Raw genomic sequence first — 24,266 nt, 5'->3', positions numbered from 1 at the left:
TGTAAGAATTTTCTGCTGACCCGTCAGCAGTTTGAATTGAAACCTAACTCGGCATAGGCCGAGACGAGAGAAGGATGAGGCGAATTATGGGCAACCATAGTGACGGCAGTCCGAACCACTCGGGCACCGTAGCTACGGCTGGTCAGAATGAGGTGGAGAAGTTCCAGGATCCTGGAATTCCCCCGCACCGTTTGCGCCTGGCTGACACGGACCCGAGGGCCGCAAAGAAAGCAGAACGGCAGGTAGCCCTTCTGTTTGGCACCTCGGTCGTTGGCACCCTGATATTCCTGGTGTCGTACTTCGCGATCGATCTGGGGAACGATTCCTCGATCGCCACGATCCGACTCCAGAATGCCTTGCTGGGCATCGGCACCGCGTTCGCGATGCTGGGCATCGGCACCGGCATCGTCCACTGGGCCAAGGCCCTGATGCCGGACCACGAGGTCTCGGAAGAGCGCCACGCGATCCGCACCGAGGAAGACCGCCAGGCTGCCGTCCGCATCGTTGATGACATTGTCGAAGAAACCGGCATCAAGCGCCGGCCGCTGATCCGCAATACCCTGCTCGGCGCGGTCGCACTCGCGCCCCTGCCGGCCCTCGCCATCTTCGGTGACCTCGGCCCCCGGCCGGACTTCGCGCTGGCGCACACGCTGTGGGCTCCGGCCCCGGATGGCAAGCTGAAGCGCCTTGCCCGCGACCCCGATGGCACTCCCATCAAGGCCGCGGACGTCACCATCGGCTCCGCTTTCCACGTCATCCCGGAAGGGCTGAACGAACTGAGTGAAGGCAAGCTGAACGAGAAGGCCAAGTCCGTCGTTCTGCTCATGCGCCTGGACCCGAACGAGCTCCACCCTTCCCCCGGCCGTGAAAGCTGGGCCTACAACGGGATTGTCGCGTACTCCAAGATCTGCACCCATGTTGGTTGCCCTGTTGCCCTGTACGAGCAGCAGACCCACCACCTGCTGTGCCCGTGCCACCAGTCAACCTTTGACCTCACCCAGCAGTGCAAGGTTATCTTTGGCCCGGCCAGCCGTCCTCTCCCCCAGCTGCCTATCGCAGTCGACGCCGAGGGCTACCTGGTCGCCACGAGCGACTTCCATGAACCCGTCGGACCGAGCTACTGGGAGCGTGAGCAGCATGTCCTCAACAACAACGCCTGATGCCCCTGTCTTCGTCGCCAAGACTACAGGCGGCCGCATCACCGACTTCGTCGACCAGCGTGTTGGCGGCTCCGGAATCCTCCGCGAATTTGGCCGGAAGGTCTTCCCTGACCACTGGTCATTCATGTTTGGCGAAGTGGCACTGTACTCCTTCGTCATCCTGCTCCTCTCGGGCACGTTTCTGACGTTCTTCTTCGATCCGTCCATGGCGGAGACGCACTACGCTGGCTCGTACACGCCGCTGAAGAACGTTGAAATGTCCGTGGCGTACAGCTCCTCCCTGAACATCTCCTTCGATGTCCGCGGCGGTCTGTTCATGCGCCAGGTACACCACTGGTCCGCACTTCTGTTCGTCGCCTCCGTGTCTGTGCACATGCTCCGCGTGTTCTTCACCGGCGCTTTCCGCAAGCCCCGCGAGCTGAACTGGGTGGTGGGCGGCGTCCTGCTCATCCTGTCCATGGCTGCAGGCTTCACCGGCTACTCGCTCCCCGATGACCTGCTCTCCGGCAACGGCCTGCGCATCATCGACGGCGTCATCAAGTCCATTCCGGTCATCGGCACCTACACCTCGTTCTTCCTCTTCGGCGGCGAGTTCCCCGGCACCATGATCATCAGCCGCCTCTACATGCTGCACATCCTCCTGGTTCCCGCGCTCATCCTGCTGATGATCGTGATGCACCTCTTCATGGTGGTTGTGCACAAGCACACGCAGTACCCCGGCCCCGGCCGTAACGACGGCAACGTCGTCGGCTACCCCCTGGGTCCGGTTTACGCGGCGAAGGCCGGTGGCTTCTTCTTCATCGTGTTCGGTGTGGTCGCCCTCATGGCGGCGTTCTTCACCATCAACCCGATCTGGAACTACGGTCCGTACGACCCTTCACCGGTGTCGGCAGGCACGCAGCCTGACTGGTACATCGGTTTCGTTGACGGCGCCCTGCGCCTGATGCCGGGCACGATCGGCGACTGGAAGGTCGAGCAGGTGTGGTTCGGCTACGTCTTCACCTTCAACGTCCTTCTGCCGGCGCTCGTCCCGGCCGGCATCCTGTTCACCGTGATGTTCACCTACCCGTGGATCGAACGCTGGATCACGAAGGACAACCGCGAGCACCACGTCCTGGACCGTCCCCGCAACGCTCCTACCCGTACGGCTATCGGCATGGCCGGCTTCGTTTGGTACTGCGTGATGTGGGCCGCCGCAGGCTCGGACCTCATCGCCACGCACTTCAACGTTGCCCTGAACGATGTGACCTACTGGCTGCGCGCACTGTTCTTCGTCGGCCCGGTGATCGCGTTCGTCGTGACTAAGCGCGTCGCCCTGGCGCTCCAGCGCAAGGACCGTGAGATCGCCCTGCACGGCCGTGAAACCGGACGCATCGTGCGCCTGCCGCACGGTGAGTTCATCGAGGTTCACGCCCCGCTGGACGAGTACAAGCGCTACAAGCTGGTCGGCTTCGAGTCACCGGCCCCGCTTCCCGCGGTGCCGAACGAACACGGCGTCGTGGACCGCAAGGAAAACCGCCGCGCCAAGCTCTCCCGCTGGTTCTTCGAGGACCGGGTTGCCCCGGTCACTCCCGCCGAGTTGGAAGCCGCACACGGCCACCACGGCAGCCACGAGGCCGTCGAGGCAGCAGCTTCGCAGAAGACGCTGAGCCACTAGGCAGCACCAAGCAGCACTAGCAGAAAGGCCCGGTCCCCCTTGGGACCGGGCCTTTCTGCATCTGGCTGGCTGCTGTGGCTACGGGCGGTAGCCCGAGGCGTAGTTACGAGTGGGCCGGACGCCGGGGCGCTGCAGGGGCACCCAGAGCTTGTACCGGTCGGCCCGGTAGTAGGACACGGAGTAGTCCACCATCGCGCGGGCCACAAAAGCATGGCGCTGGATCTTCAGCAGCGGCGTGCCGACCTCCACGTTCAGGAGCCTGGCCGTTGACGGCGAGGCGGCCGTCGCCTCGATCATGTCCTCGCCCCATTCCATGACCAGCCCGTAGCGTTCGCTCAGCACGTTGTAGAGGGACGTGGGCGGTGCCTCATCCAGCAGGCCCGGCACCCGGTGGGCCGGGATGAAGTTCTCGTCCACGCTCATGGGCTCGTTGTCGGCCAGCAGCAGCCGCCGGAACCGGACCAGAGGCGTGCCCTCCTCCAGTTGCAGCTCGCGGGCCAGGAAGGCGCTGGCGCCGATCTGCTCGAAGCTCAGGACCTTGGCCGCCGGGACCATGCCGCGGCGCTGCATCTCCTCGCTGTACGAGGTCAGTTTGACCTGGAGGTCGAGTTTGGGCTTGCGCACGAACGTGCCCAGCCCCACGACGCGTTCAATCACTTCCTCACCCACGAGCGCATCGATGGCCTGGCGGACGGTCATCCGGGCGAGTCCGAACCGCTCGGCGAGGTCACGTTCAGACGGCAGCGCCGAACCCGGCGGGCAGGCCGCAGCGATGTGCGCACGGAGGATTTCACGCAGCTGGACGTAAATGGGGATGCCGCTCTGCCGATCAATGTCGCCAACCATCGCGGACGCGTTAGAAGACGGCATGATGCAGCCTCGCAGCGGGTCCCGGCGTGGGAAAAACAGTCATGTATCAAGGGTAAACCCGCAGCCCGGCAGGTCTAGACCACCCGGCCGTCGCAGTTCGTCCCGTCCGCTCCCCCGCGACTACCCTTGAAGATACGGACCGGCACCGGGTGACCTGATCCTGTCGCTCCGGACTGGTTCCCCGTCCGGATGCGCGCGTCCGCCAGACCATCATGAGCAGAACCTGCACCAGCACAAGGGAGTCCCGTTGCCAGTTCGCAAGGCAATCGTCACGGCCGCCATCGGCCTTCACGCCCGCCCGGCGGCGGTATTTGTCCGCGCCGTCACCGCCACCGGGCTTCCGGTGACCATCAGCAAGGACGGCAGACCGGGCGTGGACGCCCGCTCGCTGCTGGAGGTCATGACCGAGGACTTCGCATGTGGCTGTGAAGTGGAGCTTGCCGTCGCGGCGGACGCCCTCCCGGACCGTTTCACCCTGGCGCAGGCAGAGAACGCACTCGAGGAGCTTAGGATCCTCCTCGAATCGGCGGCCGCCGCCTGAGGCCCCTGGGCGGCGCTCCCGGTTCGCGGTGCGGACTCGGATTACCGCCCCGCCTGCGGACCGCTCTCTGAACTTCCCCAGCCTTAAGCACGCATACGACGGCGGGCCCCACCTTCTTGGGTTCTAACGGTCGTTGCAACACCCATAGATTTTGGGAGTTGCAACGACCGTGCCGCATTTAAGCGACGCTTCATCGGAGTTCCGGAAGTATGCGAGATCGACTGTTCAGCAGAGGGAAGAGTTCTTCCGGGTCTTTGATCGACTTGGAAGTGTGACGGACGCCGCGGCAGAGCTCGGATTGAACCGGAACACCTGCTATCAGTGGGTTCGAAAGGCCGGCCTGACTTCCGCGGTCAGAGCCAAGTACACGCTTGAACAGAAAAGGGAGTTCTTCTCCGTTCTCGAGCGGGAAGGGAGCGCCACTGTTGCTGCCACCGAGCTCGGCCTGAACGTAGACACCGCGTCCCGCTGGGCACGCGAGGCGGGCATTGCCAGCCGGCCCGTGAGCCACCGCCGACGAGAAGAATACGTGCGGCTGCGTGCTACGGGACTGAGCCGGCGCGAGGCCGCTAAGGCTCTGGACGTTCCCCGTGGCCAGGCCCGGGAATGGGATCTGGGTGTCAGGAAATCCGGCGGGCGACGCATTTATCCGACCGGACGCGGAATGAACTACAACCAAGACGTGGACTCTTTGACTGCTTCTGCCCGTCCCGCCGGGAAACCGCCTGCCCGGCCCCCGGTATCGATCCCGGCCCTTGAGAAACCTATCGATCCGCGATACCTCAGCGTCCAGGAGCGGGAGATGATCCGGGACCTGACGGCCTCCGGTGCATCGATCAGGGCGATTGCCCATACCCTGGGACGATCGCCTTCAACGATCAGCCGCGAGCTGGGCCGGAATACCGATCAACGGATGGGCTACCTGCCCCACGCGGCGCACCGGAAGGCCACTGCCCGGCGGGCGCGGCCCAAACCCGCCAAACTCGCGGGAGAGTCGGATCTGCGTGACTATGTGAAGAACAAACTGCTCCTACGCTGGTCACCGGAGCAGATCAGCCACACGCTGGTCGAGGAGTTCCCCGACAACCCGGAGATGCGCGTGAGCCCAGAGACGATCTACCAAGCCCTCTACGTCCAGGCCAGAGGCGGACTCAAACGCGAGATACAGGCAGCCCTGCGCAGCAGCCGGACACGTCGCAAACCGCACAACACCGGGGAACAACGCACTCCCCGGTTCGTGGACCCCATGGTCATGATCTCCGAGCGTCCGCCCGAGATCGAGGACCGCGCCGTGCCAGGCCATTGGGAGGGGGACCTTATTACCGGCGCCTACAACCAGTCAGCGATCGCGACCCTGGTCGAACGCACCACCCGTTACGTGATGCTCGTCCACCTGCCACATGACCACACGGCCGAAACCGTCCGTGACGGACTCATCAAGACCATGGCCACCCTGCCGGAGCACCTGCGAGGCTCCCTGACGTGGGACCAGGGCGCGGAAATGGCAGGACATAAATCCTTCACCCTCGCCACCGATATGCAGGTCTATTTCTGCGACCCCGGAAGCCCCTGGCAACGCGGCTCGAACGAGAACACCAACGGGCTGCTGCGCCAGTACTTCCCCAAAGGCACCGACCTCTCCGTCTACGGACCCGAAGACCTCGAACACGTCGCCCAGGAACTCAACGGACGCCCACGCAAAACGCTCGGCTGGAAAACTCCAGCCGAGCGCCTACGTGATTTACTACTAACCACCTAACCAACAGGTGTTGCAACGACCCCTAGAAACCGCCCTTTGTGGTGGGGCCCGCCGTCGTATGCGTTATGGAGATTTGTCCGTGTGGACGCTAGTGAGCGTGGTCACCGCGGCTGTACTCGTAGACCCAGCCGACCAGGGCGACGACCGCGAGGCCGCCCGCGATGAAGACAATCCAGAATCCGACGGCCATGCCGAGGAATCCGGTAGCGCAGGCGATGCCGAGAACCAGCGGCCACCAGCTCCAGGGGCTGAAGTGGCCCTGTTCGCCGGCACCTTCGTGGATTTCGGCGTCGTTGCGGTCCTCGGGTCGCATACCCACGCGCCGGCCGGTGAAGCCGAGGTAGGCACCGATCATGCCGGCAAGGCCACCGACCAGCAGGATGGCAAGTGCTCCCACCCATTCGGTCCAGTTCGTCAGGTACCCGTAAATGAACGCCACCGGGACAAAGAAGAAGACGCCGAGGCCAAAGATCCTTGATTCGATTTTCACTTGCCGGAGTCCTTCTGGTCGGCGTTACCGAGCGCTGCTGCTGCCGGAGCAGGAGAATCGACGGTGTAGTTCTGGGAGAGCTCCGGGTGGTGCAGGTCCAGCGCGGGACGTTCGGAGCGGATGCGGGGCAGGGACGTGAAGTTGTGGCGCGGCGGCGGGCAGGACGTGGCCCACTCGAGCGAGGCACCGAAGCCCCACGGGTCATCAACTTCCACGCGGTCGTTGCTGCGCCAGGTGATGTAGATGTTCCAGAAGAACGGGATCAGCGAGGCGCCCAGGACGAACGAGGAGATGGTGGAGAACTGGTTCATCCACGTGAAGTTGTCCTGCGGCAGGTAGTCGGCGTAGCGGCGCGGCATACCCTCGACACCCAGCCAGTGCTGGATCAGGAAGGTGCCGTGGAAGCCCAGGAACAGCATCCAGAAGTGGATCTTGCCGAGACGCTCGTTGAGCATCTTGCCGGTCCACTTGGGCCACCAGAAGTAGAAGCCCGCGAACATGGCGAACACGACCGTACCGAAGACCACGTAGTGGAAGTGCGCCACGACGAAGTAGGAGTCCGAGACGTGGAAGTCCAGCGGCGGCGAGGCCAGGATGATGCCGGTCAGGCCACCGAAGAGGAAGGTCGCCAGGAAGCCGATGCTCCACAGCATGGGGGTTTCAAAGGTGATGGAACCCCGCCACATGGTGCCGATCCAGTTGAAGAACTTCACACCGGTCGGAACGGCGATCAGCATCGTCATGAAGGAGAAGAACGGCAACAGGACCGAGCCGGTGACGTACATGTGGTGTGCCCACACGGTCACGGACAGTGCGGCGATGGAGATGGTCGCGTAGACCAGGCCCTTGTAGCCGAAGATCGGCTTGCGGCTGAAGACCGGGAAGATCTCCGAGACGATGCCGAAGAACGGCAGGGCGATGATGTACACCTCAGGGTGGCCGAAGAACCAGAACAGGTGCTGCCAGAGGACGGCACCGCCGTTCGCGGGGTCGAAGATGTGAGCGCCAAAGCGGCGGTCGGCACCGAGCGCAAACAGTGCGGCGGCCAGCGGCGGGAAGGCCATCAGGACCAGGATGGACGTCACGAGTGCGTTCCAGGTGAAGATCGGCATGCGCCACATGGTCATGCCGGGGGCACGCATGCAGATGATCGTGGTGATGAAGTTGACGGCGCCGAGGATGGTGCCGAAGCCGGAGAGCGCCAGGCCGAAGACCCAGAGGTCACCGCCCACGCCGGGGCTGAACGTCGTGTCAGACAGCGGCGCGTAGGCGAACCAGCCGAAGGACGCGGCGCCCTGCGGGGTGATGAAGCCGGACACCGCAATGGTGGAACCGAAGAGGAAGAACCAGAAGGCCAGTGCGTTCAGTCGCGGGAACGCGACGTCGGGTGCACCGATCTGCAGGGGCATGATGACGTTGGTGAAGCCGGCGAAGAGCGGCGTCGCGAACATCAGGAGCATCACTGTGCCGTGCATGGTGAAGAGCTGGTTGTACTGCTCTTTGGTCTGCAGGATCTGCATGCCCGGCTCGAAGAGCTCGGCACGGATCAGCAGCGCCATGATGCCGCCGAAGCAGAAGAAGATGAACGACGCGATCAGGTACATGTACCCGATCGTCTTGTGGTCGGTCGAGGTGATCCAGTTGACGACGATGCGTCCCTTGGATTTGGGTACTACGGGAGCCTCGAGGATCCCGGCGGATTGAGTGTAAGTTGCCACGTCGCTCCCCTTACTTGGTTTCGGTCGGGACCGGGTTGCGGTCGTACTCGTCACCGAGCAGGCCGGTGTTCCCGTCCTGGCGCAACTGGTTCATGTGCGCCTGGAACTCCGAGTCGGAGACAACCTTCACGCGGAACAGCATTTCGGAGTGGTACTCGCCACAAAGTTCGGCACACTTGCCGTCGTAGGTTCCCTCCTTGGTGGGAGTGAACCGGATGTAGTTGGTCTTGCCGGGGATCATGTCGCGCTTCTGCAGGAAGGCAGGCACCCAGAAGGAGTGGATGACATCGCGGGAATTCAGTTCGAGGTCAACCGACTTGTTGACCGGCAGGTAAAGGGTGGGCAGCTTTTCCTTGTCCACGTCGTTACCGGTCAGGTGGGCCTGGACGCCGGCTTCGTGGACGTCGTCGGTGATGACGTCGCCCTTCTTGTAGTTGAAGTCCCATGCCCACTGCTTGCCGCGGACGTCGACGACGACGTCGGCCGGCTTGGAGCGGTCATCGATCTGCTGCTGGTCGCGGTCGGTGAAGTAGAAGAACACCAGGACCATGAAGAGCGGGATCGTCAGGTAGAACACTTCCAGGGGAAGGTTGAAGCTGTTCTGACGGGGGAAGCCCACCGTGCCTTTGCGGCGGCGGTAAGCAACGATGCACCAAATCATCAGGCCCCAAGTGATGATGCCGACGACCAGCGCGGCAATCCATGAGTTGACCCAGAGGTCCATGATGCGGTCAGTATTACTGGTGGTGCCACGTTCGGTGGGCAACCAGCCCCTCTGTACCTCTGGTGAACATCCAGTCAAAGCCAACGCGCCGGCTAGTGCCAAGCCAGTGATCGTAGTGATCTGTTTGCGTCGGCTGCCGGTTCGGTTCTGCGAACTCACAGACGGCCCTTCCTACTTGTTGCTGTTGCCCCGCGAATTACGGGCAGGGCAAACGAAAAGTTTTACTACTCGGTGTAGAGCTTACCGCTCCCCGGGAGTTTTCGCCCACATGTCCGCGCCGTGCGTCGGGACCTTTTTCCGGGTCCCGCTCGTTGAGGCCCGGGCGGCACTAAGGCCGGGCAATATGCCCGGCCTTAGTGGAAGGAATTAGTGGAAAGAATCCCCGCAGGCGCAGGAGCCGCCGGCATTCGGATTGTCGATCGTGAAGCCCTGCTTCGAGATGGTGTCCTCGAAGTCGATGCTGGCACCGCTGAGATAGGGAACGCTCATCTTGTCGACGACGACTTCCACGCCGTCGTAGTCGCGCACAGCGTCTCCGTCGAGCAGGCGCTCGTCGAAGTAGAGCTGGTAGATCAGGCCGGAGCAACCGCCGGGCTGCACGGCAACGCGCAGGCGCAGATCAGTGCGGCCTTCCTGCTCGAGGAGGCTGCGGACCTTGCCGGCCGCGACGTCAGTCAGCATGACTTCGTGCGTGGCCAGCTCGCCGGCCTCGGGGGCCGTGGCGTCGGCGCTGTTTTCATTGGTTGTAGTGCTCATGGCCTACCTTCTTGCAACGGTGGTGGCGGCCCCGCTTGCGCGGTGCCCGCCCCTACTTAAACGGTATGGGCTATAGCTACATGCTACGTCGATCAGCCCTGTAGCTCTAACTCCTGACGTAACCGTCCCAGCACGCTGGATGTTCCCCGGGAACGGAGGTTAGAGCGCCCCTTCCTCGTTGAGGCGCGCCAGCAGCAGCGCCTCGGCGATGATCGCGTTCCGGAAGTCGCCCAGGTGGAGGGATTCATTGGCGCTGTGCGCGCGGGAATCCGGATCCTCGACGCCGGTCACCAGGATCTGCACGTCCGGGTACAGCTCGGTCAAGTCCGCGATGAACGGGATGGACCCGCCGATCCCCATTTCCACCGCCGGTACGCCCCAGGCTTCGCCGAGGGCCCACATGGCCACGCCCGCGGCCTTGGAAGCCGTGTCCGTCAAGAAGGAGTTGCCGCTCTCCCCCGGCGTGAACACCACCTGCGCGCCGAACGGCGCATTGGCTTCGACGTGCTTGCGGACGGCTTCCATGGCGGCTGCCGGATCCTGCCCGGGAGCCAGCCGCAGGCTGAACTTGGCCCGGGCGCGGGGCAGCAGGGTGTTGGAGGCGACGTCGACGGCCGGAGCGTCAAAACCGATGATCGACAGGGCCGGCTTGGTCCACATGCGTGAGGCAATGCTCCCGGTCCCGGCGAGCTTGACGCCGTCGAGCACGGAAGCGTCCGCCCGGTATTCCTCTTCGGTCAGGTCCACGGTGACGTCGTCACGGCTCACGAGGCCCTCGATCGCGACGCTGCCATCGGCGTCGTGAAGGGTCGCGATCAGACGGGACAGCAGGGTCGGCGCGTCAAGCACCGGACCGCCGAACATGCCCGAATGCACCGCGTGGTCGAGCACCTTGACTTCGATGGTGCCGTCCACCAGGCCGCGCAGGCTCGTGGTCAGGGCCGGGATGCCGACCTTCCAGTTGCTGGAGTCGGCCACGACGATCACGTCAGCGCGCAGCAGTTCGCGGTGGGTCTCGAGGAATGTCCGGAACGTCGGTGAACCGGCCTCTTCTTCCCCTTCGAAGAAGAATGTCACGCCGAGGCCAAGCTCGTCACCGAGCACGCGCGTCACGGCGGAGTAGGCGGCGACATGGGCGAGGATGCCCGCTTTGTCATCCGCGGCGCCGCGGCCGAAGAGCCGCCCGTCGCGTTCGACGGCGGTAAAGGGGTCGGTTTCCCACAGCGCGAGGTCGCCGGTGGGCTGGACGTCGTGGTGGGCGTAGAGCAGAACGGTGGGCTTGCCGGCGGCGGCCGGGCGGCGGGCGACGACGGCGGGCCCGCCTGGCGTTCCGTCTTCCTTGTCGCAGCGGAGGATCCGGACGTCCTCGAAGCCGCTGGCGCGCACGAGGCCGGCGACGGCGTCTGCGCTGCGGTTCAGCGGGGCCGGGTCAAAGCTGGGCCAGGCGATGCCCGGAATGGCGACAAGGTCTTTCAGCCGGCTGATCGTTTCATCGAACGATTCCGTCACGGCCTGGCGGAGGGCCTCGGCATCGATGGTGCCGGCGTGGTCCATGGTGGTTTGCGGGTTCCCCGCAGTTGATGAAGTCATGGCGAAAACACTACCGTGTGCTGGATCACGGCAAACAGCGTGAGGGCGTGGCTGACCGCGTGTGTGCTGGGTCTCGCGCCGGGATCTGCGGGGTATTCTTTAGGGGTGTTTGGACGAAAAAAGGAAGCGCCCGCGGCGCAGAACGTAGTTGACCAGCAGGCGGCCGAGGCGGCAGCCCGGGGCACCGTGACCGGCAAGGGCGCGCCCACGCCCAAGCGGAGCGCCCAGGAGGCCGCCCGCAAGCGGCCGCTCGTGCCGGAAGACCGCAAGGCTTCCAAGGCGGCCGAGCGCGCCGCCGTCACGGAACAGCGGCTCAAGATGCGGCAGGCCATGGACAGCGGTGACGAGAAGTTCCTGCCGGTGCGCGACAAAGGTCCGCAGAAGCGTTTCACCCGTGACTACGTCGATGCCCGCTTCAGCCTGGGCGAGTACCTCATGTTCGGGGCACTCCTGTTCGTCGTCATCTCGCTGCTGGTGCCGGCTTCCAGCCAGCAGATGATCTACGTCCTGGGCGCCTTCTGGGTTATGTTCCTGGCCGTCTTCGTGGATGTCTTCATCCTCTCCCGCAAGCTCAAGAAGCGGCTCAGCGAGAAGTTCGGCGAGGTGGAACGCGGCACCGTCTGGTACGGCTCGATGCGCTCCCTGCAGTTCCGCCGGCTGCGCCTGCCCAAGCCCCAGGTCAGCCGCGGAGAGTTCCCCGCCTGATCATTTGTCCCTAGGATTTCCAACCACGAAGCCCCCGGCAGTTCAATACTGCCGGGGGCTTCGTCGCGCGGGGCAGGTGGCCCGGCCCGCGGCGGCTTAGCGCCGGCTCGGGTGCGTGGCCAGCAGCCGGTTGATGCGGGCGGCCCAGAACGGGCCTTCGTACAGAAACGCCGTGTAGCCCTGGACGAGGGTGGCGCCGGCGTCCAGCCGCGCCTGCACATCCTGGGCGGTTTCGACGCCGCCCACGGAGACGAGGGTCAGTGCGCCGCCCGTAACGGACTTAAGCCGGGCCAGGACCTCCAGCGCCCGCTTCTTCAGGGGCGCCCCGGAGAGTCCCCCGGCCCCGCAGACCTCGACCTTCTCCGGGCTGGCCGAGAGTCCGGTGCGGGCGATGGTGGTGTTGGTCGCGATGATGCCGTCCAGCTTCAGGTCCAGCGCCAGGCGCGCGACGTCGTCGATGTCCTCGTCGCTGAGGTCGGGTGCGATCTTGACCAGGAGCGGAACGTGGCGGCCCGCCGCTTTGTCCGCTTCCTCGCCGACGGCGGTCAACAACGGGCGCAGGGTCTCGACGTCCTGCAGCAGCCGCAGGCCGGGCGTGTTGGGCGAGCTGACATTGACCACCAGGTAGTCGGCGGCCGGGGCGAGGCTGCGTGCGCTGATCAGATAGTCGGAGACTGCATCCTCTAGTCCCACCACCTTGCTCTTGCCGATGTTGACCCCGATCACGGGCCGCACGCCGGGGTAATGCCGCTGCAGGGCGGCCCGGGCGGACTTCAGACGCGGAGCCACCGCCGCGGCGCCGTCGTTGTTGAACCCCATCCGGTTGATGACGGCCCGGTCCTCCACGAGGCGGAAGAGCCGGGGTGCCGGGTTGCCGGGCTGGGCCTGGCCGGTGATGGTGCCGACTTCCACGTGGCCGAAGCCGAGCTCGGTGAGCGCCTCGATGCCGTGGCCTTCCTTGTCGAAGCCGGCCGCGAGGCCGAACGGCGACGGAAAGGTCAGGCCAAACGCCTCGGTCTGCAGGGACGCCGCCGGGGCGGTGAACTTCTGCAGCACCCGGCCGGCGCCGCAGCTGTGGGCGAGCCGGATGGCTTTGAACCCGATCTTATGGGCGCGTTCGGCGTCCATCCATGAGAAGGCCAGCCGGAAGAATGTGGGATATACGCGCATGCCTCTAGTTTTCCGGTTCGGGCCGTCCAGACCAAACCAGCGCGCTACGGGCAACCGTTATGACTGCCGGTATGACAGCCGGTATGACAGCCGTTGCAACTGCGGTGCTGCGTGCCGTGGATGCGGCGCCCAAGAACCCCGGGGCGCGTTAGCATGAAGCCATGACCAGCATTGATGGTGTCGGGACGGGCAGCCGTGGGGTGCCGGGGCGCGGGATCGAGGCCGATGTCGTGGTGGTCGGCGCGGGCCTGGCCGGGCTCGTGGCCGCGGCGCAGGCGTATGCTGCCGGCCGGCGGGTGGCGCTGCTGGATCAGGAGCCGGAGGCATCCGTCGGCGGCCAGGCACACTGGTCCTTTGGCGGCCTCTTCCTGGTCAACTCCCCCGAACAGCGCCGGCTCGGCGTGCGGGACAGTGAAGAGCTGGCCCTCGCCGACTGGCACGCGTCCGCAGGATTCGACCGGCCCGAGGATGCGCTGGCGAAGGAGTGGGCGGCGGCGTACGTGAACTTCGCGGCCGGGGAAAAGCGCGCCTGGCTCGCCGCGCTGGGCGTCGGGCTGTTTCCCCTGGTGCAGTGGGCCGAACGCGGCGGCTACGGCCCGGACGGCCACGGCAACACGGTCCCGCGCTTCCACGTCGTCTGGGGCACGGGACCCGCCCTGCTGGCGCCCTTCCTGGCAAAACTCCGTGAAGGCGTTGACGCCGGACGCGTGAGCTTCCATTTCCGGCACCGCGCCACCGGGCTCGTCAAGACTGCGGGCCGGATCAGCGGCGTCCGCGGCGAGCTGCTCGAGTCCAGCGCTGCGGGGCGGGGCGAAAAATCCTCCAGGCACCGGGCCGGCAACTTCGAGGCAGCGGCAGCAGCTGTCGTGGTCACGACCGGCGGGATCGGCGGGAACCACGAGTCGGTCCGCAGACAGTGGCCGGGAGGCGGAGCGCCGGAAACGATGCTGAGCGGTGTGCCCGCCTCGGTGGACGGAGACTTTCTGCCGGCCGTGAGCCAGGCCGGCGGGAACCTCATTAACGGCGACCGGATGTGGCACTACCCGGAGGGCATCCATAACCATTCCCCGGTCTGGCCGCGGCACGGCATCCGGATCCTGCCCGGGCCTTCGGCCCTGTGGCTGGATGCGGCGGGGCGGATGCTCCCCCCTCCCCTGTTTCCCGGCTTCGACTCCCTCGGGGCGCTGCGCCACATTCTGTCCACCGGACATGCCCATTCGTGGTTCGTCCTTAACAGGACGATTGCCCTGAAGGAGTTCGCACTTTCCGGCTCCGAGCAAAACCCCGATCTCACGGGCAAGGACGTCCGGCTGCTGGCCTCGCGGCTGCGGCCGGGCAGCGACACGCCGCTCCAGCGGTTCCTGGACCGCGGGGTCGACTTCCTGCAGGCCAAGACTCCCGCCGGGCTGGCCGGAAAGATGAACGACCTCACCGGCGCCGGGCTCATTGATGCCACGGAACTGGAGCGCCTGGTCCGTGCCCGCGACCGGCAGTTTTCGAGCGGGTTGGGCAAGGATCCGCAGCTGGCCGCCATCCGGGCCGCCCGCCGCTTCGCCACGGACAAGATCATGCGGGTGGCGCCACCGCACCGGCTCACGGATCCGCGGCACGGGCCGCTGCTTGCCGTCCGGCTCTCCGTCCTGACGCGCAAGAGCCTTGGCGGCCTCCACACGGATCTGCAGTCGCGGGTGCTGGACGCCGCCGGTCAGCCCGTACCGGGACTGTTCGCGGCCGGTGAGGCCGCCGGGTTCGGCGGAGGCGGAATCCACGGCTACCGCGCGCTCGAGGGGACCTTCCTGGGCGGATGCCTCTTCTCCGGTCGCTCAGCGGGCCGCGCCGCGGCGCTGGCCGTCTAGTCAGCAGCACAGTCAGAAGCATGGGAGGAATGTCGATGCAGTGGCAGACCGACATCCTGGGGGACGATTTCCAGGCGTGTGCCTTCGAGGCGGCCGGCCCCGACGGCGTACTGCGCACCGCCACCCTGGTCCGTCACACGCCCGCCGGCCCGGAAGGCGCCGCCGCAGCCGGGACAGGAGCCGCGCTGCCGCCGCGGGCGGTCCTGTTCCTGCACGGGTGGAGTGACTACTTCTTCAACGAGGAACTTGCGGAGTTCTGGACCGGCAAGGGCTTTGAGTTCTTCGCCCTGGACATGCACAACCACGGCCGCAGCCTCCGGCCAGGAACCCACGGCGGCTACGTCGCGGACCTGGACAACTACGATGCCGAGATCACGGCGGCGATCGGCATCATCGCCTCGCTCCGGCCGGCCGGCGCGGCGCCGCAGCTGGCGCTCATGGGCCATTCCACCGGCGGGCTGATCGCGGCGCTGTGGGCGGACCGGCATCCGGGAGTGGCGTCGCAGCTGGTCCTGGACAGTCCGTGGCTGGAAGTCCATGGCAGCCCGGCGTTGCGCCGCGCCGCGCGGACCATGGTGGAGCCCTTCGCCCGGTTCTGGCCCGAGTCGGTGATCCGGCTGCCGGAGCGGGCCTTCTACTGGCGCAGCATCAGCAGCGCGGCGGAGGGCGAATGGGCATTGGACGACGCCTACCGTCCGCCCCATGCCTTTCCGGTCCGTGCCGGCTGGCTCAGCGCCGTGCTCTCCGGACAGTCCAAGGTGGCCCGCGGCCTGACCATCGACGTACCCATCCTCGTGCTCATCTCAGCGGCCAGCGCCAACGGGATGTTCTGGAAGGAGTCCATGCGCCGCACCGACGCGGTCCTGGACGTCAACACAATCGCCCTGCGCGCCCTGAGCCTGGGCCGCACCGTCACGCTGGAACGGATCGACGGCGCGCTGCACGACGTCTTCCTCTCGGCGCCGCGGGTCCGCGCGGACGCTTATTCCCGGCTGTCCCGCTGGATGAGGGCCTACGTGTTTGATTGAGGCTCAGGCGCCTTGGCTGCCTGTGGCGGGAGCGGCGTCGACGGCTCCGCCGTACCGCCGGTCGCGCTGGGCATAGATCTCGACGGCGTCCCAGAGCGTCCGCCGGTCCACGTCCGGCCACAGGGTGTCCAGGAACACGAATTCGGCGTAGGCGGACTGCCACAGCATGAAGTTGGAGAGCCGTTGCTCGCCGGAGCTGCGCAGGAACAGGTCAACATCCGGCAGGTCGGGCTCGTCCAGGAACTTCTGGATGGTCCGTTCGGTGATGGCCCCCGGCTTGAGCCGGCCCTGCGCCACTTCCTCCGCGATCGCGGCGACGGCATCGGCGATCTCGGCGCGTCCGCCGTAGTTGACACACATGTTCAGGGTGCAGGTGCTGTTGCCGCGGGTGTAGTCCTCGGCCTCTTCGAGTTCCCGGATCACCGAGCCCCACAGTTTCGGGCGCCGCCCGGACCAGCGGATGCGGACCCCCCACTCATCGAGCTGGTTCCGCTGCCGGCGCAGCACGTCCTTGTTGAATCCCATGAGGAAGCGCACCTCCTCCGGGGACCGGCGCCAGTTCTCGGTGGAGAAGGCGTACACGCTGACGTGCTCGATCCCCAGTTCGATCGCGCCGGCCATGACGTCCAGGAGGGCAGGCTCCCCCGCCTTGTGGCCCTCGATCCTTGGCAGGCCGCGCTGGTTGGCCCAGCGGCCGTTGCCGTCCATGACGATCGCGACGTGCCGCGGAATGAACTCCGCGGGGATGGCGGGCGGAACTGCCCCGGACGGGTGCGGGTAGGGGGCCACCACCGGGGCTGTCCGGCGCCGGACCGCACCCTGCTTTGCCTGGCTCTTCTCCAGGTTCCTTCCCAAGCTTCTTCCCAAGGCCACTTCTACGTTCGCTCCACATGTTTGAGGGATTTCAGGACTCTCTCCAGGTGCCACTGGAGGTAACTTGCCACCAGGCCGGCCGCTTCCCGCCGGTGAAGGGACGCCGAGGCATCCGCCGTCGTCCAGTTCCCGGTGAGCAGGGCACCCAGCAGGAGCACCGTCTCCGCGGCCGGCGCCGGGGAACCCGGCGGCCGGCACTCGGGGCAGACCATGCCGCCCAGCGGTGCGGAAAAGGCGGTGTGCGGGCCGGGTGCACCGCACCTGGCGCAGTCGGTGAAGCTGGGCGCCCAGCCGCCGGTCGCGAGGGCGCGCAGCAGGTACGAGTCGAGGATGAGCTCGGGGGCGTGGTCGCCCCTGCTCAGCGACGCCAGCGCTCCGACCAGCAGGTTGTATTGGGCGGTGCCGGCCTCGCCGTCGACGTCGGTGAGCCTCTCCGCCGTCTCGGTCATGGCCGCGGCCACCGTGTAGCGGCCGTAGTCGGCGGCGATGTTGCCGCCGTAGGCGCCCTTGGCCACGGCCTGCGTCACGACGTCCAGGGTGCGGCCGGAAATCAGTTGGAGATCGGCCACCATGAACGGCTCCAGCCGGGCGCCGAAACGGCTGCTGGTGCGGCGGACACCCTTGGCCACCGCACGGACCTGGCCGTGGTGCTTTGTCAGCAACGTGATGATCCGGTCCGCCTCGCCCAGCTTGTGGGTGCGCAGCACGACGGCGTCATCACGGTAGGCGCGCGCTGCAAAGGATTGTTGGACCACAGTTAATCTTCGCACTCTCTGTGCGGAAACACGGCACGGGCAACGCCCTGTTGGAGCAAAGAAGACTGCGCCGCCGGAAGGTTCCGGCGGCGCAGTGCGCTGTGCCTCAGTTGCGTCAAGGGCCGAATCAGGCGCGGGCGTCCCGGATGGCCCGGTTCACGGCCGAGATGACTGCCTTGAGCGAGGCCGTAATGGTGTTCGCGTCGATCCCGACACCCCACAGAACCCGCTCGCCCACGGCGCATTCGACATACGCGGCGGCCAGGGCGCTGCCGCCCTCGGACAGGGCGTGCTCGCTGTAGTCCAGCACGCGGACGTCGACGCCGTCCTCGCGCAGGATGCTCAGCAGGGCCGCGATGGGGCCGTTGCCGGTGCCGGTGCGGCGGACCTGGGCGCCGTCGATCTTCAGCGACGCGGTCAGGGTCATCGCCCCGGCCTCGTCCGTTTCGGTGCCAATCGCCCCGAGCGCGTAGCGTCCCCACTGGGTGTCGGCGGCCGTGGACGGCAGGTATTCGTCCTGGAAGACCTGCCAGAGCTGGGCACCGCTGACCTCGCCGCCCACGGTGTCGGTCTGCTTCTGGATGACGCCGGAGAACTCGATCTGGGCGCGGCGAGGCAGGTCCAGGTTGTGCTCGTTTTTCAGCAGGTAGGCGACGCCACCCTTGCCGGACTGCGAGTTGACGCGGATGACGGCCTCGTAGCTGCGGCCGAGGTCCTTCGGGTCGACCGGCAGGTACGGAACCTGCCAGGTGTAGTCGGCGACGTCCTTGCCGGCGGCGGCGGCGTCCTTTTCGAGGGCTTCCAGGCCCTTCTTGATGGCGTCCTGGTGCGAGCCGGAGAACGCGGTGAAGACGAGGTCCCCGCCGTACGGCACGCGCTCGGCGACCGGCAGCTGGTTGCAGTACTCCACCGTGCGGCGGATTTCGTCGATGTTGGAGAAGTCGATCATGGGATCGATGCCCTGGACGAACATGTTCAGCCCCAGGGTCACCAGGTCCACGTTGCCGGTCCGCTCGCCGTTGCCGAAGAGGCAGCCTTCGATCCGGTCTGCGCCGGCCAGGTAGCCGAGCTCGGCAGCGGCGACGCCGGTGCCGCGGTCGTTGTGCGGGTGCAGGGACAGGATGATGCCTTCGCGCGGGTGCAGGTTCCGGCTCATCCATTCGATGGAGTCGGCGTACACATTCGGGGTGGCCATCTCGACCGTGGCGGGCAGGTTGATGATGACCTGGCGGTCCGCCGATGCCTCGAAGACGTCGGCGATCGCGTTGCAGACGCGCACGGCGTAGTCCAGCTCGGTTCCGGTGAAGGATTCGGGCGAGTATTCGTAGGTGATGTGGGTGTCGACGAGGGTTTCCTCGTACTTCTTGCACAGCCGGGCGCCCTGCAGGGCGATGTCCAGGATGCCGTCTTCGTCCTGGTTGAACACGACGCGGCGCTGCAGGACGGACGTGGAGTTGTAGAGGTGGACGATGGCCTGCTTCGCGCCGACCAGGGACTCGTATGTCCGCTCGATCAGGTGTTCACGGGCCTGGGTCAGCACCTGGATCGTGACGTCGTCGGGGATGTGGTTGCCTTCGATCAGCTGCCGGACGAAGTCGAAGTCCGTCTGCGACGCCGAGGGGAAGCCGACCTCGATCTCCTTGTAGCCCATCCGGACCAGCAGGTCGAACATCTTCAGCTTGCGGGCCGGGCTCATGGGATCGATGAGGGCCTGGTTGCCGTCGCGCAGGTCCACGGCGCACCAGCGCGGGGCCTTCGTGATGAGCTTGTCCGGCCAGGTGCGGTCCGGCAGTTCAACGGTGATCTGGTCCTGGAACGGGATGTAACGGTGGACCGGCATTCCTGAGGGCTTCTGTGCGTTTCGCATTACTATCGGGGCCTTTTCTGTGATTCCTGGTGAAAGGGTGGCCGGGCAACACAAACTCCGCAGCGAGGGTTGGCCTTGCGCTAGATCGCGTCTGAGGCCTCGCCGCGGCAGCTAAGGAGAAGCAGTTCTGCGCGCACCTTTTCACAGTAACACGGGTGCGTAAGATGAAGGAGCCAGACCACCGCAACGTCCACTATGCAGACCGTGCACCGACACAAGCTCCGGTGCCGGCCTGCCTCTCAAAGGAGCATCCGTGCCACTTTCGGGGATCGACCTGTCCACCATCGATGCCGGCGTCCGTCCGCAGGATGACCTGTACCAGTACGTGAACGGCGGCTGGCTCACGAGCACGGTCATTCCGGACGACCGGCCACTGGAGGGCACGTTTACGGCCCTGAGGGACGCGTCGGAGCTTGCCGTGAAGGAGATCATCGAGCAGGCGGCCGCCCGCGGCGCAGAGGCCACCGGCATCGAGCGGAAAATCGGGGACCTCTACAACAGCTTCATGGACGAGGCCGCGGCCGAGGCGAAGGGCCTGGATCCGCTCCGGGCCCGGCTGGCGGAGGTGTTCGCCACGACGTCGGTTCCCGAACTCGTGGCGCTGGCCGGACGGCTGTTCCGCGCCGACGTGGGCGGCCTCTTCTACATCTACCCCGCGCCGGACGCCGGCAACCCGGACCGGATCCTGCTCTACACCGGCCAGGGCGGCCTCGGCCTTCCGGACGAGTCGTACTACCGCGAAGAGAAGTTCGCGGCCATGGTCCAGGCCTACCAGGAGCACGTCGAGGCCATGCTTGCCCTGGCCGGCGTTGCCGATCCCGATGGCGCGGGCGGGCGGGTCGTCGCGCTGGAAACCGCACTGGCCTCGCACCACTGGGACAACGTGACGCTGCGGAATCCGCAGAAGACGTACAACCTGAAGTCCGCCGCTGAGGCAGCGGAACTCTTCCCGCTCCTGGCCGACTGGTTCGACGCGGCCGGCATCGCCCCGGAAAAGCGCACCGAACTGGTGATGAGCACTCCCGACTTCTTCTCCGGCGCCGCCTCCTTGCTGGACAGCGAACCGCTGGCCACGTGGCAGGAATGGCTCGCCATGCGCGTCGTCAGCGCCGCTGCCCCATACCTGTCCTCCGCGTTCGTGGACGCGAACTTCGCCTTCTACGGCACGACCTTGAGCGGGACGCCGCGGATCAAGGACCGCTGGAAGCGCGGCGTCGCGGTAGTCGAGGCGGCCCTCGGCGAGGCCGTAGGCCAGATCTACGTTGCCCGGCACTTCCCGGAAGGCAATAAGGCACGTATGCAGGGCCTCGTGGCCAACCTGATCGAGGCGTACCGGGAGTCCATCACGGGGCTGGAGTGGATGGGCGAGGAAACCAAGCTCGAGGCGCTCAAGAAGCTGGACTCCTTCCGCGCCAAGATCGGCTACCCGGACAAGTGGATCGACTACTCCGCCGTCGAGGTCGATCCCGCGGATCTGCTGGGGAACGTGGAGCGCGCGCACAGCGCCGACGTCGACCGTCACCTTGACGAGGTCGGCAAACCCGTGGACCGGGAGAAGTGGCTCATGACCCCGCAGACGGTCAACGCCTACTACCACCCGCTGCTCAACGAGATCGTGTTTCCCGCCGCCATACTGCAGCCTCCCTTCTTCACCGCCGACGCCGACGACGCCGTCAACTACGGCGGCATCGGCGCGGTGATCGGGCACGAAATCGGCCACGGCTTCGATGACCAGGGCTCGCAGTATGACGGCAGCGGCCTGCTCCGGAACTGGTGGACCCAGGACGACCGCACCGCCTTCGAGGCCCTGACCTCCAAGCTGGTGGCGCAATTCGACGCCCTCTCCCCCACGGCCGCGCCCGGCCATAACGTCAACGGCAAGCTCACCCTGGGCGAAAACATCGGCGACCTCGGGGGCCTCACCATCGCCTACAAGGCCTACCTGATCAGCCTCGACGGGCAGGAGCCGCCGGTGCTCGACGGGATGACGGGGTTCCAGCGGTTCTTCGCGTCCTGGGCCGCGGGGTGGCGGCAGGTCATCCGGACGGAGGAAGCCGTCCGCCGGCTGGCGACAGACCCGCACTCCCCCAACGAATTCCGCACCAATGCGATCGCCAAGAACCTAGACGCCTTCCACGAAGCGTTCGGCGTCACCGAGCAGGACGGCATGTGGATGCCGCCGCAGGAGCGCGTCAGCATCTGGTGATGCCGGTCGCCGGCCCTGCACCGGCACCAGCACCGGCACCAGCACCAGACGACGGAAGGGACCACCCATGGCCCGCGTTTTCATCACCGGTTCGACCGACGGGCTCGGACTCGCCAGCGCCCGGACGCTGTTAGACGAAGGCCATGAGGTCCTGCTCCACGCCCGCTCCAGGGAGCGCGCGGCTTCCCTCGCTCAGCTCGCTCCACAGGCGGCCGGCATCGTGATCGGGGACCTCAGCAGCGCCGCCGAAATCCGGGACCTCGCCGGGCAGGTCAACGGGCACGGGCGGATGGACGCCGTCATCCACAATGCCGGCGTCTACGTTTCACCCACGCGCGTCGCGACCCCGGAGGGGCACTCCCTCACGTTGGCGGTCAATGTGCTCGCGCCCTACGTGCTCACCGCGCTGATCGAGCGGCCCGGCCGCCTGGTCTACATCAGCAGCGGCATGCACCTCGGGGCGAACGGCAATCTCCGGGACATCGACTGGACCGAGCGGCGCTGGAGTGCCAGCACCGCTTACTCGGAGAGCAAGCTCTGCGTTTCCGCGCTCTCGGCTTCTGTCGCGCGGCACTGGCCCGCAGTGCTCAGCAACTCCGTGGACCCCGGCTGGGTGCCCACCAGGATGGGCGGCCCCGGCGCGCCGGACGACCTTGCCTTGGGCCAGGACACCCAAAGCTGGCTCGCCGTCAGCAACGACCCCGGCGCCCTGGTCTCCGGCAAGTACTGGCACCACCGCCGGCAGCGGACAGCCGCACCGGAGGTCACGGATCCCGGCTTCCAGGACAAGCTCACCGACAGGCTCGCCGAACTGACCGGCGTCGCGCTGTTCTAAGTCACGCTGGTCGCGCTGTTCTAAGTCACGCTGGTCCCAAGAAACGCTTTTCCAGCGCAGCGAAACCGGACGGCCCCTGAGGATCAGCGGGTGATCAGGGCCGGGTTCGCCTGCTGGCAGACGGTGTCGCCGGCCGTCTGGTTGACGATGTCCGCGGGGAGTTGCGGCGTCGCGGCGGCCGTCGGTGTTCCGTTGGCGAAATCGGCGCCCAGGTACACCTGGACTCCGACGACACCGGCCGCCGGGAGCACCTGGCCCGGCGCCACGCCGAGGAGGGCCGCGACATCGGCGGCCACGTCAGCGTAGTCCGCACCGTAGTAGACGGCAGTGGTCGCGACGGGCCGGGCCGTCAGCTGGCCCACCTTGGTGAAGCCCGCGCCCTTGATGGCCTGGATGATCTCCTGGGCCCGCGTGGGCACCCCTGAACCGTTGGCAACGGTGACCGGCTGCAGCGTCTTGTCGTAGGCCGGTGCCGGGGCGCTCGGGGCCGGCGTGGCACTGGCAGCCGGGGCGGCGCTCGGCGTCGCGGTCGGATCCGTCAGGTCAACGTCGTTGCGCATGGCGGCAAAAAGCTGCGACGCCGCGGGTTCGGCCAGCTGCAGCCGGTTGGGGTCCGATTCGGCCGGAACGGTGGGCGTGGCCACGAAGGCCACCTTGCCGACGTCGATGTTCTTGAGCCGGTTGCCCACGGTCAGCAGCGTCGGCACCGACGCCAGGCCGTCGTCGATGGTGAGGTTCTTGGTGATCGCGTCCGCGATGCCGAGCATCCGTGCCGGGTTGGTGAGGGTGCCGTCGCTCTTGATCTTCCGGGTGAGGGATGACAGGAAGCCCTGCTGGGCCTTGATGCGGCCAAGGTCACCGCCGTCACCGAAGGCGTGCCGCGTGCGGACGAAGGACAGCGCCTGCTCCCCCTGCACGGTGGACGTGCCCTTGGGCAGCCGGAGCTTGGAGTCGGGGTCGTAGACGGCGTCACTGACGCACACCTCCACACCGCCGACGGCGTTGGAGAGTTCCTTGACGGCGTTGAAGTCCGCCATCATGAAGTGGTCGATCTGGAGTCCGGTGAGCTTGTTGACGGTGTCCACGGCGCAGCCGATCCCGGCCTCGGACATTGCCGAGTTGATCATGACGCCCTTCTGGGCCGGGTAGACCTTGTTGGTCTTCGGATCCGTGCACTGGGGGATATCGACCAGGAGGTCGCGCGGGAAACTGACGACGTTGACGCGCTTGTTGTCCGCGGAGATGTCCATGAGCATCATGACGTCCGAGTGCCCGTAGCCGGTGGAATCAGCGCTGGAGCCGTACTGGGCATTCTTCCCGTCGCGCGTGTCCGAGCCGAGGATCAGGATCTGCATCCGGTCCGTCGAGTCGTTCACGGAGTTCTCGGACTTGACGCTGCCGGCGCTCAGCGGGGCCTTGGTGATGTTGCCCTGGAGCCGGATCACCCAGTAGGCGCCAAACGCGATCACGCCGACCAGGAGGACCGCGAGGACGCCCGTGGTGACTTTCAGCCAGGTGGGAGTCCGCCGGACGGCGCCGAGGTGGCGGGCCGGCCCGACGGCGGTTTCGCCGGTGTGGCGGGCAGCAGCGGATGACCGAACCGGCGGGGCGGATCCGTCGGCGCGGTTATCACGGGGTCGAGCCACTTGTTGAGCCTTCCTTCACGAACGGGGAGTTTGCCCATTTTAGTGTCCGAAACTGAGAAA

The 24,266-nt window shown here is 66.4% G+C and carries 20 protein-coding genes; 9 read left to right on the top strand and 11 right to left on the bottom strand.

The window, feature by feature from the left end:
- The first annotated feature begins 86 nt into the window (after window positions 1-86).
- Both qcrA and qcrB read left to right on the top strand, forming a co-directional pair.
- Window positions 87-1,160 carry a cytochrome bc1 complex Rieske iron-sulfur subunit gene (gene qcrA / locus ACVWYS_RS08530; protein WP_344367421.1) on the top strand — a complete coding sequence of 358 codons (1,074 nt, stop codon included), beginning with the start codon at window positions 87-89 and terminating at the stop codon, window positions 1,158-1,160.
- Entirely contained in the window at window positions 1,138-2,817 is a 1,680-nt protein-coding gene (gene qcrB / locus ACVWYS_RS08525) for a cytochrome bc1 complex cytochrome b subunit (RefSeq protein WP_456508995.1), read from the top strand. The genes qcrA and qcrB overlap by 23 nt, the downstream gene beginning before the upstream one ends.
- Before the next feature lie 78 nt (window positions 2,818-2,895).
- Here the strand turns inward: qcrB and ACVWYS_RS08520 are convergent, their stop codons facing one another.
- Entirely contained in the window at window positions 2,896-3,687 is a 792-nt protein-coding gene (locus ACVWYS_RS08520) for a GntR family transcriptional regulator (RefSeq protein WP_116767714.1), read from the bottom strand.
- Between the two features lie 247 nt (window positions 3,688-3,934).
- Here ACVWYS_RS08520 and ACVWYS_RS08515 point away from each other — a divergent pair, with 247 nt between their 5' ends.
- Both ACVWYS_RS08515 and ACVWYS_RS08510 read left to right on the top strand, forming a co-directional pair.
- Window positions 3,935-4,228 (top strand): HPr family phosphocarrier protein, encoded by a 294-nt coding sequence (locus ACVWYS_RS08515; RefSeq protein WP_456508994.1) that lies wholly within the window; start codon window positions 3,935-3,937, stop codon window positions 4,226-4,228.
- A gap of 550 nt (window positions 4,229-4,778) precedes the next feature.
- A complete protein-coding gene (locus ACVWYS_RS08510; protein WP_456509162.1) occupies window positions 4,779-5,987 on the top strand; it encodes an IS30 family transposase in 1,209 nt (402 codons plus the stop codon).
- Between the two features lie 88 nt (window positions 5,988-6,075).
- Here ACVWYS_RS08510 and ACVWYS_RS08505 read toward each other — a convergent pair whose 3' ends face one another.
- The 5 genes from ACVWYS_RS08505 to ACVWYS_RS08485 form a co-directional block, all read right to left on the bottom strand.
- On the bottom strand, window positions 6,076-6,477 hold the full coding sequence (locus ACVWYS_RS08505) for a cytochrome c oxidase subunit 4 (protein ID WP_116767710.1): 402 nt from the start codon (window positions 6,475-6,477) through the stop codon (window positions 6,076-6,078).
- Window positions 6,474-8,195: an aa3-type cytochrome oxidase subunit I gene (gene ctaD / locus ACVWYS_RS08500; RefSeq protein ID WP_116767708.1), complete on the bottom strand. Its 1,722-nt coding sequence runs from the start codon at window positions 8,193-8,195 to the stop codon at window positions 6,474-6,476. Before ctaD ends, ACVWYS_RS08505 begins: the two co-directional genes overlap by 4 nt.
- A gap of 10 nt (window positions 8,196-8,205) precedes the next feature.
- The gene (gene ctaC, locus ACVWYS_RS08495) at window positions 8,206-9,078 is read right to left on the bottom strand and encodes an aa3-type cytochrome oxidase subunit II (protein WP_116767707.1); all 873 of its coding nucleotides are present in this window, start codon (window positions 9,076-9,078) and stop codon (window positions 8,206-8,208) included.
- 207 nt (window positions 9,079-9,285) lie between these two features.
- The gene (locus ACVWYS_RS08490; protein ID WP_091251656.1) at window positions 9,286-9,675 is read right to left on the bottom strand and encodes a HesB/IscA family protein; all 390 of its coding nucleotides are present in this window, start codon (window positions 9,673-9,675) and stop codon (window positions 9,286-9,288) included.
- 159 nt (window positions 9,676-9,834) lie between these two features.
- On the bottom strand, window positions 9,835-11,265 hold the full coding sequence (locus tag ACVWYS_RS08485; RefSeq protein ID WP_202615893.1) for a dipeptidase: 1,431 nt from the start codon (window positions 11,263-11,265) through the stop codon (window positions 9,835-9,837).
- 105 nt (window positions 11,266-11,370) lie between these two features.
- Between ACVWYS_RS08485 and ACVWYS_RS08480 the strand changes: the two genes are divergently transcribed.
- The gene (locus tag ACVWYS_RS08480; protein WP_116767703.1) at window positions 11,371-11,970 is read left to right on the top strand and encodes a DUF3043 domain-containing protein; all 600 of its coding nucleotides are present in this window, start codon (window positions 11,371-11,373) and stop codon (window positions 11,968-11,970) included.
- Window positions 11,971-12,066: 96 nt separating this feature from the next.
- Here the strand turns inward: ACVWYS_RS08480 and ACVWYS_RS08475 are convergent, their stop codons facing one another.
- Window positions 12,067-13,140, bottom strand: coding sequence for a quinone-dependent dihydroorotate dehydrogenase (locus ACVWYS_RS08475; RefSeq protein WP_456508993.1), 1,074 nt, complete (start codon window positions 13,138-13,140; stop codon window positions 12,067-12,069).
- Between the two features lie 161 nt (window positions 13,141-13,301).
- Between ACVWYS_RS08475 and ACVWYS_RS08470 the strand changes: the two genes are divergently transcribed.
- Together ACVWYS_RS08470 and ACVWYS_RS08465 are read left to right on the top strand one after the other, a co-directional pair.
- A complete protein-coding gene (locus ACVWYS_RS08470) occupies window positions 13,302-14,996 on the top strand; it encodes an FAD-binding dehydrogenase (protein ID WP_456508992.1) in 1,695 nt (564 codons plus the stop codon).
- 35 nt (window positions 14,997-15,031) lie between these two features.
- Complete coding sequence (locus tag ACVWYS_RS08465; RefSeq protein ID WP_456508991.1) at window positions 15,032-16,024, top strand: alpha/beta hydrolase; 993 nt, start codon at window positions 15,032-15,034, stop codon at window positions 16,022-16,024.
- Between the two features lie 3 nt (window positions 16,025-16,027).
- On the opposite strand, the gene ACVWYS_RS08460 is transcribed toward ACVWYS_RS08465, so the two are convergent.
- The 3 genes from ACVWYS_RS08460 to leuA all read right to left on the bottom strand — a co-directional run bounded on the left by ACVWYS_RS08460 (window position 16,028) and on the right by leuA (window position 19,519).
- The gene (locus ACVWYS_RS08460) at window positions 16,028-16,879 is read right to left on the bottom strand and encodes an isoprenyl transferase (protein WP_344367425.1); all 852 of its coding nucleotides are present in this window, start codon (window positions 16,877-16,879) and stop codon (window positions 16,028-16,030) included.
- A 20-nt stretch (window positions 16,880-16,899) separates the two neighbouring features.
- Complete coding sequence (recO, locus tag ACVWYS_RS08455) at window positions 16,900-17,652, bottom strand: DNA repair protein RecO (RefSeq protein ID WP_344367426.1); 753 nt, start codon at window positions 17,650-17,652, stop codon at window positions 16,900-16,902.
- A gap of 127 nt (window positions 17,653-17,779) precedes the next feature.
- On the bottom strand, window positions 17,780-19,519 hold the full coding sequence (leuA, locus tag ACVWYS_RS08450) for a 2-isopropylmalate synthase (RefSeq protein ID WP_344367427.1): 1,740 nt from the start codon (window positions 19,517-19,519) through the stop codon (window positions 17,780-17,782).
- Between the two features lie 253 nt (window positions 19,520-19,772).
- Between leuA and ACVWYS_RS08445 the strand changes: the two genes are divergently transcribed.
- Complete coding sequence (locus ACVWYS_RS08445; protein WP_344367428.1) at window positions 19,773-21,725, top strand: M13 family metallopeptidase; 1,953 nt, start codon at window positions 19,773-19,775, stop codon at window positions 21,723-21,725.
- A gap of 67 nt (window positions 21,726-21,792) precedes the next feature.
- Window positions 21,793-22,560, top strand: coding sequence for an SDR family NAD(P)-dependent oxidoreductase (locus tag ACVWYS_RS08440; RefSeq protein ID WP_456508990.1), 768 nt, complete (start codon window positions 21,793-21,795; stop codon window positions 22,558-22,560).
- Between the two features lie 83 nt (window positions 22,561-22,643).
- Here ACVWYS_RS08440 and ACVWYS_RS08435 read toward each other — a convergent pair whose 3' ends face one another.
- Entirely contained in the window at window positions 22,644-24,206 is a 1,563-nt protein-coding gene (locus tag ACVWYS_RS08435) for an LCP family protein (RefSeq protein WP_116767685.1), read from the bottom strand.
- Between the last annotated feature and the right edge of the window lie 60 nt (window positions 24,207-24,266).

It is taken from the genome of Arthrobacter sp. TE12231, from assembly GCF_054062895.1.
This window is presented reverse-complemented; position numbering and strand designations above follow the sequence as displayed.

Coding starts and splice junctions, on each gene's coding strand:
- qcrA (WP_344367421.1), top strand. CDS start 87: ATGGGCAACCATAGTGACGGCAGTCCGAACCACTCGGGCACCGTAGCT.
- qcrB (WP_456508995.1), top strand. CDS start 1,138: ATGTCCTCAACAACAACGCCTGATGCCCCTGTCTTCGTCGCCAAGACT.
- ACVWYS_RS08520 (WP_116767714.1), bottom strand. CDS start 3,687: ATGCCGTCTTCTAACGCGTCCGCGATGGTTGGCGACATTGATCGGCAG.
- ACVWYS_RS08490 (WP_091251656.1), bottom strand. CDS start 9,675: ATGAGCACTACAACCAATGAAAACAGCGCCGACGCCACGGCCCCCGAG.
- ACVWYS_RS08485 (WP_202615893.1), bottom strand. CDS start 11,265: ATGACTTCATCAACTGCGGGGAACCCGCAAACCACCATGGACCACGCC.
- ACVWYS_RS08475 (WP_456508993.1), bottom strand. CDS start 13,140: ATGCGCGTATATCCCACATTCTTCCGGCTGGCCTTCTCATGGATGGAC.
- ACVWYS_RS08470 (WP_456508992.1), top strand. CDS start 13,302: ATGACCAGCATTGATGGTGTCGGGACGGGCAGCCGTGGGGTGCCGGGG.
- ACVWYS_RS08465 (WP_456508991.1), top strand. CDS start 15,032: ATGCAGTGGCAGACCGACATCCTGGGGGACGATTTCCAGGCGTGTGCC.
- leuA (WP_344367427.1), bottom strand. CDS start 19,519: ATGCGAAACGCACAGAAGCCCTCAGGAATGCCGGTCCACCGTTACATC.
- ACVWYS_RS08440 (WP_456508990.1), top strand. CDS start 21,793: ATGGCCCGCGTTTTCATCACCGGTTCGACCGACGGGCTCGGACTCGCC.